14 protein-coding genes are annotated in these 14898 nt (G+C 68.5%); 2 read left to right on the forward strand and 12 right to left on the reverse strand.

Going from position 1 to position 14898, the window contains the following annotated elements; translation table 11 throughout:
• Nucleotides 1-806, reverse strand: an 806-nt coding sequence (locus ABZU75_RS40575; protein WP_355566831.1) for a cytochrome P450, incomplete at its 3' end; no start/stop codon positions are given.
• Between the two features lie 189 nt (nt 807-995).
• Entirely contained in the window at nt 996-1994 is a 999-nt protein-coding gene (gene sigJ / locus ABZU75_RS40580; RefSeq protein WP_355566834.1) for an RNA polymerase sigma factor SigJ, read from the reverse strand.
• A 278-nt stretch (nt 1995-2272) separates the two neighbouring features.
• Between sigJ and ABZU75_RS40585 the strand changes: the two genes are divergently transcribed.
• Entirely contained in the window at nt 2273-3466 is a 1194-nt protein-coding gene (locus ABZU75_RS40585) for an FAD-dependent oxidoreductase (protein WP_355566837.1), read from the forward strand.
• A 367-nt stretch (nt 3467-3833) separates the two neighbouring features.
• Here the strand turns inward: ABZU75_RS40585 and ABZU75_RS40590 are convergent, their stop codons facing one another.
• Nucleotides 3834-4730: an SDR family NAD(P)-dependent oxidoreductase gene (locus tag ABZU75_RS40590; RefSeq protein WP_355566840.1), complete on the reverse strand. Its 897-nt coding sequence runs from the start codon at nt 4728-4730 to the stop codon at nt 3834-3836.
• The gene (locus ABZU75_RS40595) at nt 4727-5200 is read right to left on the reverse strand and encodes a MarR family transcriptional regulator (RefSeq protein ID WP_355566843.1); all 474 of its coding nucleotides are present in this window, start codon (nt 5198-5200) and stop codon (nt 4727-4729) included. Before ABZU75_RS40595 ends, ABZU75_RS40590 begins: the two co-directional genes overlap by 4 nt.
• A 444-nt stretch (nt 5201-5644) precedes the next feature.
• Here ABZU75_RS40595 and ABZU75_RS40600 point away from each other — a divergent pair, with 444 nt between their 5' ends.
• Entirely contained in the window at nt 5645-7027 is a 1383-nt protein-coding gene (locus ABZU75_RS40600) for an MFS transporter (RefSeq protein WP_355566846.1), read from the forward strand.
• 570 nt (nt 7028-7597) lie between these two features.
• Here the strand turns inward: ABZU75_RS40600 and ABZU75_RS40605 are convergent.
• From ABZU75_RS40605 to ABZU75_RS40640, 8 genes are all read right to left on the reverse strand, one after another.
• Nucleotides 7598-7756: a hypothetical protein gene (locus ABZU75_RS40605; protein ID WP_355566849.1), complete on the reverse strand. Its 159-nt coding sequence runs from the start codon at nt 7754-7756 to the stop codon at nt 7598-7600.
• A 220-nt stretch (nt 7757-7976) separates the two neighbouring features.
• A complete protein-coding gene (locus ABZU75_RS40610; RefSeq protein ID WP_355566852.1) occupies nt 7977-9326 on the reverse strand; it encodes a hypothetical protein in 1350 nt (449 codons plus the stop codon).
• 40 nt (nt 9327-9366) lie between these two features.
• Nucleotides 9367-10302, reverse strand: coding sequence for a hypothetical protein (locus tag ABZU75_RS40615; protein ID WP_355566855.1), 936 nt, complete (start codon nt 10300-10302; stop codon nt 9367-9369).
• A gap of 5 nt (nt 10303-10307) precedes the next feature.
• Nucleotides 10308-10814, reverse strand: a complete 507-nt coding sequence (locus tag ABZU75_RS40620) for a hypothetical protein (protein WP_355566858.1) — start codon at nt 10812-10814, stop codon at nt 10308-10310.
• 458 nt (nt 10815-11272) lie between these two features.
• Nucleotides 11273-11401: a hypothetical protein gene (locus tag ABZU75_RS40625; RefSeq protein ID WP_355566862.1), complete on the reverse strand. Its 129-nt coding sequence runs from the start codon at nt 11399-11401 to the stop codon at nt 11273-11275.
• A gap of 479 nt (nt 11402-11880) precedes the next feature.
• Nucleotides 11881-12846, reverse strand: a complete 966-nt coding sequence (locus ABZU75_RS40630; protein ID WP_355566864.1) for a recombinase family protein — start codon at nt 12844-12846, stop codon at nt 11881-11883.
• A 474-nt stretch (nt 12847-13320) separates the two neighbouring features.
• A complete protein-coding gene (locus ABZU75_RS40635) occupies nt 13321-13734 on the reverse strand; it encodes a Tn3 family transposase (protein WP_355566870.1) in 414 nt (137 codons plus the stop codon).
• Nucleotides 13735-13865: 131 nt separating this feature from the next.
• Nucleotides 13866-14663 (reverse strand): hypothetical protein, encoded by a 798-nt coding sequence (locus ABZU75_RS40640; RefSeq protein ID WP_355566867.1) that lies wholly within the window; start codon nt 14661-14663, stop codon nt 13866-13868.
• Nucleotides 14664-14898: the final 235 nt, after the last annotated feature.

The raw sequence follows: 14898 nt of genomic DNA on the forward strand, positions 1-14898 counted from the left end.
TCGACCTGCGCCGGATCGTCGCGGATCATGGCGAGCTGGTCCGGGTGCCGCAGCAGGGCCAGGGTGCCCAGGCCGAGCATGTTCGAGGTCGTCTCATGCCCGGCCAGCAGCAGCAGTCCCGCGATGCCGATCAGCTCGTCGGTACTGAGATCGTGGCCGTGCTCGCGCACCAGCATGCCCAGCATGTCCTCGCCAGGATCCGCCTGCGCGCGGGCCACCAGGCCGGCCATGTAGGCGCGGTCCTCCCGCTGCGCCGCGCTCCGCTGCTCCGTCGGCAACGACACATCCAGCAGGCGCACGGAACGATCCTGGAACTCGGCGCGGTCGGCATACGGCACACCCAGCAGCTCGCAGATCACCAGCGACGGCACCGGCAACGCGAAGTGCGCCACCAGATCGGCCGGCTTACCGGCCCGCTCCAGATCGTCCAGGGCCGCCTGGACGATCTCGGTGATCCGCGGCTCGAGCCTGCGCATCCGCCGTACCGTGAACTCCGGGGTGAGCATCCGGCGCAACCGCGTGTGCTCCGGCGGGTCGAACCCGATCAGCTGACCGGCCCGCATCGTGGCCAGCTCGTCGGCGTCCACCTCACCAGCCCCCGGGACCGGTGCGAGGGCGCTGCTGAACCGGGCCGGATCCGCCAGCACCCGGCGAACGTCCTCCTGGCGGCAGACCAGATATGCGGGTAGGCCGAACGGCGTCTCCACCCGCACCACACCCTCGCCATCGCGAGCCCGGGCCAGCTCCTCGACCGGGTTGAGCCCGTTCCGCTGCATGTGCAGCGGCAATTCCAGCGCTTTCGTCATCTTCTGTCCTTTCATCCGGTGATCGTGTGAGACCGTCTGCGCTACCAGGTAAGTCTGTGAAGGCGACTGAACATTGAGCGTCGTGTGTGGTGCCACCGGCCTGCGGCGATACCTGTCCATCGCGGGTGGGGGCGCCGGCGAAGCCCTTTGACCTCGGGCAAGGCGCGCTCGAAACCAAGCGTGTCCGTGCTAGCTAAGATCATCTTCCGTCGCTCGGGCGCCACGTGCCGTTCCTGAGTCGCCGAGTGCTGCGGCCCCACCGCTCCACGGCCGGAGCTTGTCGGGGTTGCGTACCGCCCAGATGTGCTTGATCCGGTCGCCTGCGATGTCGAACGCGTACACCGACACGGTGACGCCATCGTGCTGAGCGATCAGGCCGGGCTGGCCGTTGACCGTACGCTCCAGGATCGTCAGGTTGCGTAGCCTGCCGGCGAGATTGAGCAGTGAGCGCACGATCTGCTCGGCGCCTTCGATCGGGCGGAGTACGGCGCCGACGACGCCGCCGCCGTCGGCGGTCGCCGTGGCGTCGGGGTCGAGGAGGCCGATGAGGGCGTTGATGTCCTTGGCTTCCCATGCCTGTTTGAAGTCCCTGACGATGCCGGCCTGCCGGGATGCCGGAGCCGCGGGAGCCCGCGACGCGTGAATGCGACGGCGGGCCGAGGAGGCCAGCTGGCGGCAGGCCGCGGGGGTGCGGCCGACGATCTCGGCCACTTCGGCGAAGGGGTAGCGGAAGACGTCGTGCAGGATGAACGCGACGCGCTCGGCCGGGGTCATCGAGTCGAGCACGACGAGGAAGGCCATGTTGATCGACTCATCCAGGGTGACCCGGTCGGCCGGGTCGACGCTGATGCCGTCCGGGCGCCCGGTGATCCACTCCCTGGGTTCGGGCAGCGGCTCGGGGATCCACTCGCCCACGTAGGTCTCTCGCCGGGCCCGTGCCGAGGAGAGCACGTTGAGGCAGAGGCGGCCGGCGACCTTGGTCAGCCAGGCGCCGGGGGATGCGATGGCGTCCTGCTGTTGCCGGGACATGGCGTACCAGCGGGCGTAGGTCTCCTGGACGACATCCTCGGCATCGGCCAGGGAGCCGAGGAGCCGGTATGCGAGATTGATCAGCTGGCGCCGTTCGTTCATGAGCGCGCTCAGGCCCGGATCCGGCCGGCCGTGTCCTGGCTCGGATGGGGTGGTCATGGTGTCCTGGCCATCGTGTCACTGACTCCCTTGGTCGGGTCTGCCCTCACCAGTTCGACAAGACAGCGCGGTGAACTGTGAGGTTGGCGCGTCGCCTCACATTCCGAGGTCTTGTGTTGTCGGACTGGTGAGACACCATCCAGCACGCAGGTAGCCGCCCCCGGCGGGTATGCGGATCGCCGTCGAGAACCCCGTGTCGGCCACTTCGTGTTGAAGGACCACCCCCATCGGGTCGCAAGCCTCACATCCTCGCTGAGATCGAGAAGGGAAACGTTGTCATGTCCATGCCCGAACACCACACACCCCACAAGGTCGTCGTCATCGGTGGCGGTTACGCCGGAACACTCGCGGCCAACCATCTGCGGATGCGCGCCGACGTCGACATCACGCTGGTCAATCCCCGCCCGGAGTTCGTCGACCGAATCCGGCTGCACCAGTTCGTGGCCGGCACCGGCGAGGCCACGGTGGACTACGGCACGCTGCTGGGCGAGGACATCCAGTTGGTGGTCGGCAGCGCCACGCGCATCGACACCACCGCCCGTACGGTGCGGCTGGCGTCGGGCTGCGCGCTGGACTACGACTACGTCATCTACGCGGTCGGCAGCACCGCGGCGATACCGTTGTCGGTGCCCGGCGCGGCCGAATTCGCTGTCTCCATCGCCGAATTCGAGTCTGCGCAGCGGCTGCGCACCAAGCTTGACGAGTTGCCTCCCGATGCTCCGGTCACCGTGGTCGGTGCCGGGTTGACCGGCATCGAGACGGCCGCCGAACTGGCCGAACAAGGACGCACGGTCACGCTGGTGTGTGGCGGAATCCTGGCGCCCTCAGTGAGTGCGCCGGGTCGCCGATACGTCGCCAAGTGGCTGTCCCGGCACGGTGTCGCCGTGCTCGAGGCCAATGAGGTGACCGAGGTCCGGCCGGACGCGGTCGTCTTCGCCGACGGTGCGGTGCGTGCGAGCGCACTGACCATCTGGGCGGCAGGTTTCGGCGTGCCGGAGTTGGCGGCCGTGAGCGGGTTGCGCACCGACGAGCTCGGCCGGCTGCTCACCGACGAGACGCTGACCAGCGTTGACGACGACCACATCGTCGCGGCCGGCGACGCCGCAGCACCGTCGGGCCAGCCGCTGCGGATGAGCTGCCAGGCCGCCGCGCCGCTGGGGGCGCAGGCCGCCAACACGGTGCTGAGCCGCGTTGCGGGGACCGAACCGGCGGTGATCAACCTGGCCCTCACGGGGTCGTGCGTCAGCCTCGGCCGGCGCGCCGCCATGCGACAGCTCGCCCGCAAAGACGACACCTCGGTGAACGTCTACGTCGGCGGCCGCATTAGCGCGGCATACAAGGAGCTAACTTGCAAGCTCGGGGTGTGGAAGATCCGCCGCGAGGCCCGCAAGCCGGGCTCCCTGCTCTGGCCCAAGGGCGGCCCGCGTCCTGAGCAGCCGGCCGCCGCCACACGGGTGGTCACGTCCCCGTGACTACCGACGAGCATGCCGAGCGGTTCACCCTGTTGCGTCCGCTGTTGTTCACGATCGTCTACGAAATAGTCGAGGGACGTCGGCCAGGAGGACCCGGATCGTGAACGCGCGATCGGAGGGTAGCGGTCCGCCCAGGGAAGCAGCGTCAGAGCGGCGGCTTCGTCGGTGGTCAGCCTGGTGGCCCGGGCGAAGTCGCCGATGTCGAGGTCGAGCAGGAGCCGACGACTGATGAGCGTGGAGGTGCCGCGGGCGCATCCGGTCAGCCGGGCGAGTTGAAGGGGAGTGATGCGTAACCGGTAGGACAGTCTGAGGAGGTATCCGGCCAGGGACTCGCCCGATAGCCTGATAATTCCCTACCTGGTTTCAACTAGCGTGATCCGGCTCGCTCCTTGAGTGGCTCCACCCCGAGGAGGGCTGCCGTCTTGGTGTAGAGGATGCGGGCGAGGGTGTCGTCCAGTGCGAGGCGCGAAGGGGCGTCCGGCTGGGACTTGCTGAAGAAGCCGCCGCTGGGGTGCGGGGCGGGCGAGGCGGTGGCGAGCCAGACGGGGGTCTGCACACCTTCGTCCGGGGTGATGGCGAACGGACGGAACAGTGGGGCGGTCAGCCGCATCAGGCCGCCTGCGTTGCTGTTGATCGCGGTTCCCTTCACCATGCCGGGATTGGCGTTGTAGATGCTCATACCGTCGGGCAGGCGGTGTGCGAGCTCTCGAGTGGCCAGGAGGCTGACGAGCTTGCTCGTCGCGTAGACGTTGATCTGGTTGTAGAAGCGGCTGCTCCACGCTCTCCCCGCGACATCCGGATCCTTGACGTCGAGCTTGCCGCGCTTTTCCACGAACGTGGACATGTTGATGATCCGCGCTTCGGGGGTGAGCGCTCCTGCGGCCAGGAGGGCGTGGGTAAGCAGGAACGGGGCGTGGTGATTGATCGCGTAGGTGCGTTCGACGCCGTCCGCCGTCTGCTCGTACCGGGGGAAGGCCGCCCCTGCGTTGTTGATGAGGACGTCCACCGGGACGGTGTCGGCAGCCAATTTCGATGCGAGGGCGCGTACCTGCGACCACTGTTCCAGGTCGGCGATATACGTCCTCGGCGGGGCCGCGTCACTGCCCGCAGGGGCCAGGCCGCGCAAGCTGTCGGCGGCGGCCTTGGTGCGCGCCGCGTCCCGGCCGACGAGGACGACGGTCTGCCCGGCCTTGATCAGGTGGCGTGCCGTCACCAGGCCCAGGCCGGAGCCTCCGCCGGTGATGACTGCGGTCTTGCTGCTCATTGCTGTTCCTTTTCGTGGTTGTCCTTGACGGTGGCGGGCTCACCTGTCGACTGAGTGCCGTCGATCACCTCGCGGAGAAGCGCGTGCAGGCGCAGCCTGCTCTCGCGGTCGAGGCGGGCGAAGGGTGAGTGCTCAGTGGTGTGCTGGATGACGCGATCACGCAGCGTGCACCCCTCGGGAGTGAGCTGGATGACTTTCGCGCGGCGATCGGTGGGGTGGGGCACGCGGCGGACCAAGCCGCGCTTCTCGAGCCGGTCGATCATCGACGTGGCGGTCGAGGCGTCGCACTGCAAGCGGTCGGCTAGGCGGCGCGCGGTCATCTCCTGCTCGCGGCTCAGCCTCCACAGCACATCGGTCTGGGTGTCGGTCAGCCCCGCTTCGCGGGCCAGTTCCTTGAGCTCGGCGTGCACCTGGGTACGGATCGCAAACAGGCAGTCGATGAGCTCTTCGTTCAGCCGCAGGTCATCCATAACCGCCACAGTGCATGGAGATTCCAATTATTGGAATTTCCATGTACTTGCGTCGCAACAGCTCCGGGCAGCGCGGAGACCCTGAGCAGGCCAGGACCCGCCCGGCCTGCTCGGCCTGCTGCTGGTGACGGCGACTGGCGTCACCGGCGCCGTCACCAGCACCGCCGTGTGGTGGAACCGCGCCGACCACACGCGCTGGCCGTGCCCGCAGCGCTTATCGGCTGCCGCGCTGGTCACTCCGGCGGACCCGCGGCGGCGGTTTCCAGCTGCGATAGCCCCGGGAGGCCGCCGTGGGCACGATCCACCCGGCAGGTCCGCGGCGGCGCCAGGGCGCCCGGGTTTCAGGGCGAGGCAAACGGTGGAGGAAGTGGTTGAGCAACCGTTCCACCGATGCGGCCGGCCCCAGGCGCGTGCGAATCCCCACGTGCGGAAAGGTGTCCACCCATGCAGGAACACCCCTCCAGTACTTCCCCGGACACCTCCAGTGGACCCGCGAACCCCGAAACCGCACCCGGGCTCGGGCGGGACTTCAACCGGTTCTGGATCGGGAGCCTGTCCAGCAACCTCGCCGACGGCATGATGATCATCGCCCTGCCCCTGGTGGCGGCGCTGCTCACCAACGACCCGCTCATGGTGTCCGGGCTGTTCGCGGCCCGCTTCCTGCCCTGGCTGCTGTTCGGCCTGGTCTCCGGGGTGATCGCCGACCGTGTCGATCGAGGTCGGCTCATGGTGGCGGCCAACCTGGTCCGCGCGGGCGCCTTGATCGCTCTGGCCGCGCTCATCGCCACCGGCCACGCGGGCATCTGGGTGCTGTACACGGTCATGTTCACCGTCATGACCTGTGAAGTGTTCTACGACATCGCCGGACGGGCGATGCTCCCCGACATCGCACCTGCCGGGACCATCGACCGCGCCAACGGACGGCTGGAAGGCGGCAAGACCGTCACCCAGGACTTCGCCGGCGGCCCCCTGGCTGGGTTCCTGTTCGTCGTGGCGGCCGTCCTGCCCTTGGCGGTCAACAGCGCCGCCTACCTGCTGGGCGCCCTGGTGCTGCTGGGACTGCCCATGGCCGTGCGCAGGCCCAAGAACACCATCGGCGAGGACACGGAGACGGGTGTTCGCCCCTCACCCCTGGCCGACCTGCGCGACGGCGTCTCCTTCGTCTTTCGCGGCAGTTCCCTGGGGCCCATCCTGCTCTTCAGTGTCGCGCTGAACGCCTCCTTCATGGGGTTGAGCGCGGTCATGGTGCTGTTGGCCCGGGACCACTTCGGCGTGCCGCCCTCCCTGTACGGGGTGTTCGTCGGCTCGTCGGCCGCCGGTGCCCTCCTCGGTGCCGCCGCCGCGGGACGGATGGTCGCCCGGCTCGGCCGCTTCCGCCTGGAAGTGGTGCTGTTCACCGTCACGGGGTTGTGCTTCCTCGGCTTCGGCCTGGCGCCCAACGCCTACATCGCCGTCGCGGCCTGGGTGGTCCTGGGCTTCGCGATCACCGCGTCCAACATCGTCATGCTCGGGGCCATTCAGCTGATCGTGCCGGGCCACCAGATGGGCCGGGTGATGTCGATGGTCGCGGTGTCGGCGACGGGCTTCGGGCCGGTGGCCGCACTCCTGGCCGGGCTGCTGGGTCGTGTGGAGCTGTACTACGTTCCGATCGCCTCCGGTGTGCTTCTGCTGGTCTCCCTGGTGTTGGCGAGCCCCGCCCTGCGCAGCGTGGTCACCGATGCCGACCGGATCGAAGCGGCGCAGATCGCCTCCCCCTACCGATGTCTTAGCACGGGGTGCGAGGCGCCAGGAGTCGTACGGCGTGGTCCCGGGTTCCGCGACATATGAGACACCCCTACGCGCGTGCGCGTGACGTCCTGGCGGAACTGGCAGTTCCCCGAGAGTTCGTGAATTCTGAAGGGGGAATCGTGCGGAACTCAAGGTGAGATACCTCTGATAGCGGCATGTCAGGCCTTGGGTTTGCGAACAGGAGCCGTTCCTTTAGGCGAGCCCGGCCATCGCCCGAGATCGTCACGGCCTTGTCCATTCCTCGAACGCGTGTCCAGGAAGTGTTTCGGCCGTTATCTGGGGTGGGAAGCAGGCGTCTGCAACGCAGCTTGAGACGGGGCGCCGCCAATGAGCGTGTTACCAGCCCCAAACGAGCAAGAAGCCGCAGGTCAACGACATTCCCTAGAGATCGTGACGGCTCTGGCCGCTCATCCTCTCTGGGAGAACCATCGCCTGGCCTGGGTGATTAACCCGGTTGGCGGCTGGTGGCACGCTCATTGGCGACACCCCAAGTCCGCCGGGTCACCCGGTGGGAATGGCTGACCGGCATCACCGACGAGGAACGCGAGCAGCTGCGCCGCCAGCTCGACGACGAGTTCTGACCGCCACCCGCGCCCGCTGTCGGCACTCTCACTCCGCGTCGAGGCGGACCGGCAGCGTGGCCGTGGCCCGCGCGGCCGCCTTGCTCGCCTCGCTCCCTTGGCCGCGCATCGGCGTGCCGGTGGCGAGCAGGCGGGTGTCGGCGGCCGCGGTGAAGGCCGGTGCGTGCGACGGGCTGGCCGACTCCACTGTCCAGGTGGCGGGGCTTGAGGAACATTCGTTCCGGATCGTGCGCTGGCTCGTTACCGCAGATAACGGGGTCGATTCACGCGGACGCCGCTGGGCGGGACCGTAGCCCGCCATGACTGCTACCACAGATATTGGGCTGTTGTCCGTGGTAGGCCGTCACGGAGCGTACAAGCGCCAGTTTCCGGTCCGATGTTCCTCACCCCCCTTTCCTGCCCGCGTTTCAGGGGGCGCGGTCGAAGCCCGCGGGGGCGTCGGCGCCGACCGGGGTGGTGGCGGTGGGGCGGTTGGACTGACAGCGCTGCTTCTCGGAGCCGGTCATCGGACCGGTGCGCTGGTAGAGGCGGTCGGACAGCTCGGTGGCGGGGTAGTCCAGGACGGTGTGCAGGCGCCACTCGGTGTGAGGGTCGGCGGGAGCCGGGCTGGTGGTGAACCAGCCCTCGGTGCGGCGGCGCCCGGCCTGGGTCTCCACCCATGAGGCCTCGGCGGGCTGGACGACCTCGGTGACGTTGTGGGTGATGGAGGTGGCCCAGCTGGGAGCCGTTCCGGACCCGGCGGCGAACTGCTGGGCCATGGAGCTGGCCGCGCCCGCGCTGCCCGGTAGTCCGGCCTTGGCGGGCAGGTCGCCGTAGGAGCGTCCCGCGACGGTGACGGGACGGTTGCGGGTCAGGGCGTTGCGGGTGCAGTTGATGTAGGTGTCGCCGTTGGCCTTCGCGGGCTCGTAGTAGGTGTAGGAGTAGTCCTCCTGCGGGGTGAAGGAGCAGGTGCCGGGCGCGCTCGCGCAGTGGTTGACGGCGTCGGCGACCGGCCTGCGGTCGTTGCCGTAGAAGGCCTGGGAGGCCGGCAGCGCGGTCTTCGGGATGGTCTTGTCCACCGGCGGCGGGATCTGGGCTGCCCGCACATTGGCGATCAGGGGACCACAGTCCCCTCTGGCGTTGTCGGTGGCGGGCACTTGGGAGGTGAAGGTGAGCAGTGGCTCGTGCTCGCCGGCGGTGAAGGTGTAGGTCTGGCCGGTGCGCCAGACACCGGTGCCGAGGGTTCTGGGTTTCTTGTTCGGGTCCGGGGCGGTGGTCTGGGTGCTGGCCTGGCCGCCGTCGCCCTCGACGGTGTAGGTCTGGCCTTGGGCGAGAGCCTCCGGGGTACAGACGGCGGCCACGCTGGGGCTGTCGTCGAAGGTGACGGTGACCTGGGCGCCCGCGCGCACACCGCGCAGCCGCTGCTTGAAGGAGTGGGTGGCGGCGTTCGGCAGGCGAAGCATGACGGACGTCTTGCCGTCGGGATGGCCCGAGACGGTGTCGGCGTAGCGGGCGACGCCGGAGGATGTGCCGGATCCGTTGGTCGAGCCGACGGACCAGCCCTGGACAGCCGCCCAGTTCGGGCCGGTGCCGGTGAAGGCGGGCAGGGCGAAGTCGCCGTTGATGACGGCGACCGGCTTGGTATCGGGCCCTGCGGTCTGCGCGGATGCTGTGGCAGGGGCGGGCTGGGTGGCGTGTGCGGGCTGTGCCGCCAGGCCCAGGCCCAGCAGTAGTGCGCCGGCGACGGCGGCCCTGGCGGGAGTGTGCGGTGACGTCATGATGATCTCCACGAAAAAAAGGGGTGCTCGGGCGGGGCGGTCAGGAACGCTCGGCGGCGAGCACGGTGCGTTGCCTCAGCCGCGCGCCTTCCGGCAGCGCGGGAAGGATCGTCGAGCGATCAGCCCTGCGGAATCCGCGGTTGACGGTGTCTTCCACGGCGGTCTTGCTCGCGGGCCGCAACCGGTCGCAGGTGTCGCCCGGCACGGTGAAGGTGTCGGCGACGAAGGTGCTGGTGTTCACGGTCGAGGGGCCGTCGACCGTGACGTTGCGCACCTGCAGGGCGCCGATGGTGATCTTTCCCGCGACCCGCTGCATGGCGGAGCTGGCCCCAAAGACCAGGGCGTCGCCCGAGCGGACGGTGGTGGTGTAGGAGGTTGTCTCGGTGTTCTCGGTGGTCCAGCTGCGCTGGTAGTGGAGCTTGAAGGCGCCCTGGAAGGCGCCCTTGGCGCCGAGCGAGCCCGCCAGTTTGCCGCTGCCGTTCGCCCCTCCTTTGGCATTGAACGCGGCGTATGGTCCTTGCTGGGTGTTGGGTGTGGTGAAGGTTCCGCTGCCTTCTCCCGACACCCCTGCGGAGGCCTCGCCGGAGGCGTTGACCTGTCCCTCGATCGAGATGTTGCCGGTTATCTCACCGCCGAGGTTGTCGGTGCTGCCGGTACGCAAGGTGACCTGGCGTGCCACGCTGATCGGGTCCTTGGTGCAGTTGATGACCGCGTTGCCCAGGGACTTGACGGCGCTGTAGTACTCGCGGGAGGCCTGCGGGTCGATGCGGAAGCGGCAGCCGCCGGGGTTTTCCGCGCACCGCCTGACCGCCTCGTCCACCGACGGCAGCGGCTTGTCGCCGTCGAAGGCCCGGGCGACAGGAACGTCGGGCACGTCGGGCACGCCGGGCATGGGGGTGGCCAAGGCGGTCGCCGGAACGAGCGCGACCAGGACGGCGGCGAAAACCAGCGGTGTCCAACGAAGAGGAGAGTTCACGGCGGTCATGGGTTCATCAGCTCGCAGACACCGGTCAGCTGGGAGAAGTCAGGGGAGTTACGCAGTGCGGCGGGCAGGCCCGCGGCGAACTCGTCACACGTTTCGGCGATGGCGGATGCGGCGTTGTCTGAGGGTGCGGGCCGGAAGTTGGCCAGTGCCTGCCGGGTGTCGTCGAGGTCCTTGCGCTGCTGGCCACCGTCGCCGATGAGGTTTTCCATGCACTGCTTCGAGGTCGGAGGGCATTCCTCCACCTTCTTTTTGGCCTCGGCGATGTCCTCCTTGGCCTTGGCCGTGTCCTTCTTGGTCTCTTCTCGGTCGGCGTCGACGCCGCCGCGTTCCTCCTGGGCGCCGCACGGTTTCGGCTGCCCGTTGGGGCAGGTTTCCTCCTCGGGAGGGTCAGCGTGGAGTGTGGTGTGGGAGGTGGCGGCCATGGCCGCGGGGACAGGGGCGCAGGCGATCGCCAATGCCGAGGTGAGCATGACGAAGAAGCCAGATACGCGGATGGGATGCATGGTCCTCTTCCGACGGGACGAGTGAGTCAGGTTTCGCTCATCAACAAGACGCATGCATAAAGTAGCGATTCAAGTGCGCAAAGTAAGATCACTGTGCCTGGCGTGTCTCTGATTCAAGGGGGTCGCGCACCGTGCTGGGCTCCGTGCGCGACGTCGACCGCTGGGGCCACAACGCCGCGAACGGTGCCGGCCGTGGCAGTCGCCAGGGCTCTCAGGCGCCGGGCCCGCCACTCACCGCGATATGGGGTGCCGCCAAGTGGAAGCCACGGCGGCCGGGGCGCTGGTCTGGTCCGGCCTGACCTTCGTGCGCGACAACTACAGCCACAACGTCGCTTCTTCCGCTACCCGTTCGCCGACGTCTACGGACCCGGCCGCGCGGGCGACCGCGAGGTGATGGGCCTGATCCCCGAGCTCAGCACCGCGGAGAACGGTGAGGACCCCAGTGCTCGCGGCAGGACCTACGCCGAGCTGCACCACCCCGACCACGCCGACGACCGGGCCTGCCGGGCCGCCACCAGGTCCTTGTCGTCCAAGCCGCGTACCCCGTCGAAGTGCTCCAGCACCCACGCCGCCCCCGGACCGAGCACCTACGTCAGCCCCGCGACCAGGACCACGCCCAGCACCGCGAGCACGAACGGGAAAAACCTGGCCACCACCTCGTACCTCCAGGCTGATCGGTCCGCGCGGCCTGCAGGGCGTACTGGCCGTCAGCGATGGCCAATCGTGACCGGGCGCTCGGGTGACCCCTCGGCCGGCCGTGTCAGGTGCGGGGCGGGTCACCGAGCTGAGCGTGGGCGACGGCGGGCGAACCCGCCCTGGTGCGCTGGATCCGTGAGAAGTATCGACGACTGAAACCGGTCAGGAAGGCTCGACGCGCCTACAAAAGCGCTGTCCGCGCCTACCTCGCCATGTTCCGGCATTGGCGGTGGACACCGCACGCCTGGCGAACAGGATGACAAGAGCCCGGTGACGGGAGGCTGTCACGCCGGGATTCTGCGGGAGCCCGAGGCTGAGACGCCTCGGGCCCCCCGACTGGCTGACCAGCGGTGATGGCCGTTTCGGTTGGTCAGGTGTTCGCCTGATCGGCTGCGAACGTGGTGAACGTGGTGTGGGCCTGTTCGATCGCGTCCGGGTGCCGCTGGCGCTTGTCGTGCTCGGCGAGTGCTCGGTAGATGCTGGCCAGGCTCGGGTTTTGTCCCTTGCGTTTGCCGGTGGGGATGATCAGGTCGCCTCGGATGTCCTGCACCGACTCGCCGTCGGCACGACGTCGGAGCACGGTGTGCAGCATGTCGTCGGTGATGACTGGTGGGCGTCCGCCGTGGTTGCCCTTGCGGGCGGCGGCATTCAAGCCTTCGAGGGTGGCTTCGCGGATGTTCTCGCGTTCGGTTTCGGCCATCGCGGCGAAGAACACGAACAGGATGCGGCCGGTTCCGCTGGGGTCGTAGATGCCGGGCAGCGGTCCGGCGAGCATTTCCAGGGCGATGCCGTGGGCGGTGAGGTGGTCGGCGAGCGCGGTCAGCTCGGCGGAGTCGCGGCCCAGCCGCTTCATCTCGTAGACGGTGAGGATGACGCGGCAGTGTGGTGCGTGGGCCTTGATCTGGCGGCACATCTCCAGCGCGGCCTCGAACTTTGGCCGCACCCGGACGCGGGTGGAGACCTTCTCGGCGAAGATCTTGTCGCGGCTGATGCCGTGCGCTTCCAGGGCGTCGAGCTGAGACTGGAGTTCCTGGGTCAGGTGCGAGCAGCGGGCGTAGCCGACCCTGATGTCGGTGGCCGGGGTGTCCGTAGGAATCGGCGCCGGCGGCGGGCTGCCCGGGCGCCACAGCTGCCCCGGTCCCCGATCGGCCGGCGTCGGCACCCGCAGCCGCTTCGCCAGCCGGGGCACCTTCATGAACCGGCCGGTGTGGTAGGTCCCGGCGACCGTGCCGGAGCGCGACCGGCATGGAGAGCCCGGCTCGACCCGGCACCGCAGGCATAGGTGGCGCTCGACTTCGTCGGCATCGGCGGTGGCTGAGTCCGGTTCGCTGCTCACCTCCGGAATCCTCTCACAAACCTCTCCCATAACTCGCCCTGTTCTTGTTTACGTGAGAACGAGTTCTGAGAAGAAATCCGACCCTGGTAGCGGCCTGCCGGGGGGTTCAGGGGTGACCCGATGGCCGGGAGTGAGTGTGCGGTGAGAGCATGTCGGCGCCAAGACTTGATCGTCTCCGCGCTGGCGGAGTCACTGTGTCGTCGGCGAGACCGAGTGTTGTAATCCTGGGGGTATCCGGGGTCGGTAGCTGACGTGCGGGATGCGCATGGCCGACGGTCTCGGTGGCCATCCACCCCAGCGGGACACCTTCGTACTGGGGCGGGCCGACGTAGGAGCGTTACTGCGGGGACACCTCATCCATCGCGGCGACCATCTCAAGCCGCTGCATGTTGCGGTCGTCCGAATCGGGAGTGCGCGGGGCGGGCTCGAACGTCGTCGTGACCGCGCGACATCGAAGCTCGCCCGAGCGGGGTGTCAGAAGAGCGTGTCGCGTACGCGCAGTGGCCGGTAGCCGGTGGGGCCGAGCTGGGCGAGTTCGCCTTCGATGTCGACGTCGATGGCGCCGAAGAAGTTGACGTTCTCGCTGTGCGCCGGGGAGATGCGGGCCAGGACTTCGTCGTCGATGCGCCGCCCGGCCGCGCGCATCGACTCGACGGCCAGCCCGTAGTACTCGGTCGTCCAAGTGATCACGGCGTTGGTGACCAGTGTCAGGCACCACGCCTGTTCGGTCTGCTGCTCGAGGTGGCGAGCGCGCACCGTGCCTTCGTGGGCGTAGAGCAGGTCCCGCTTGAGTGCGTGCAGCGACTCGCCCTTGTTGAGCTGGCGGGAGATCTTGCGGCGATACGCTGGGTCCGACAGATACCGGGCGGCATAGATTGTTCTCCGCAGCGCCGATCGTTATCTGGGGTTGTCAAGTGAACTAGCTGGTCAGCGGCTTGAAGGTTGTTAAGGCGCGTTAGGCAAGCAGGCAGCCCGCGGATGCCGCGCCTGTGGAGCGGTCAGGCCGAGCCCAGCCGGCCCTACCCTGCTGATCTGGCCTCAACGTCGGACCGGGTGAAGTAGGCGGCGCTTTCGGCGTCCGTCGGGTAGTACGACTCGACCGCGACCTCGTCCAGAGTGATGTCCATCGGCGTGCCGAACGTGGTGGTGGTCGAGAACAGCCGTATTTCCCGTCCGCCGAAGCGAAAGATCATCGGGATCGCGACCTCGGACTCGATCGGGTGGCTCGTGTCGTCGAAGCCGGGCGCCAGCAGTTCCTCATAGAGCGCGGTGAGCTCGGGGTCGGGAGCCGTGGCAAGCTGCCGCGTGATCCGGGTACGCAGCAGCGAACGCATCTCGGCCAGGTTGACGATCCGGGGAGCGAGCCCGCGCGGGTCCAGCCCCAGCCGCACCATGTTGATCGGCGGCCGGAGCAGGTCGGGGGCCACGTCTGCGAGGAACGGTTCGATGGCGCGATTGGTCATCACGATGTTCCAGCGACGATCGATGACCAGCGCCGGAAACGGCTCGTGGGCCCGCAGCACCCTTGCGATCGCGCCCCAGGCCGCCGATAGCGCGTCCCCGTCAAGCGGCGGCTGCCCGGCGCCGAGCCCGGAATCGTGGTAATCGATATCTGGCGGTTGCACGATGGGCTGATCGCCGAAGCGTGGGAGATCATCGAGCCGGTGGCCCAGGCGGCCGCCAATTTGACGTGGTGGGAACCCGCTGATCGCTGATCCGGCCACAAGCTTGAGGCCACAGTCATGAACACCTGGGGCGTCGGGAACGGCCCGATGCCCCACCGCCCGGCCCGGCAGCCGGGCGATCACCGCCGCCATCCAAGACGCCACCCCCGGCACCGGCCTGCCGCCGTCATGGGGCTGGTGCTCGGGTCGCCGTCACCAGAGCCTAATGACGATCTCCGTGAGTGCTTGGGCAAGGGTGCGTTCGAGGGTGGTCAAGGTGGGCTCCTGACCGGTGGACCGTGCGATCTTGGGTGCCTTCGCCGAGGTCGTAAGTGCGAGTGGGGACGGTCAGGTCGCGGACCTGGGGTGTGGGCCTGGCCATATCACC

The sequence above is a fragment of the Streptosporangium sp. NPDC005286 genome, assembly GCF_040607515.1.
GTDB lineage: Bacteria > Actinomycetota > Actinomycetes > Streptosporangiales > Streptosporangiaceae > Streptosporangium.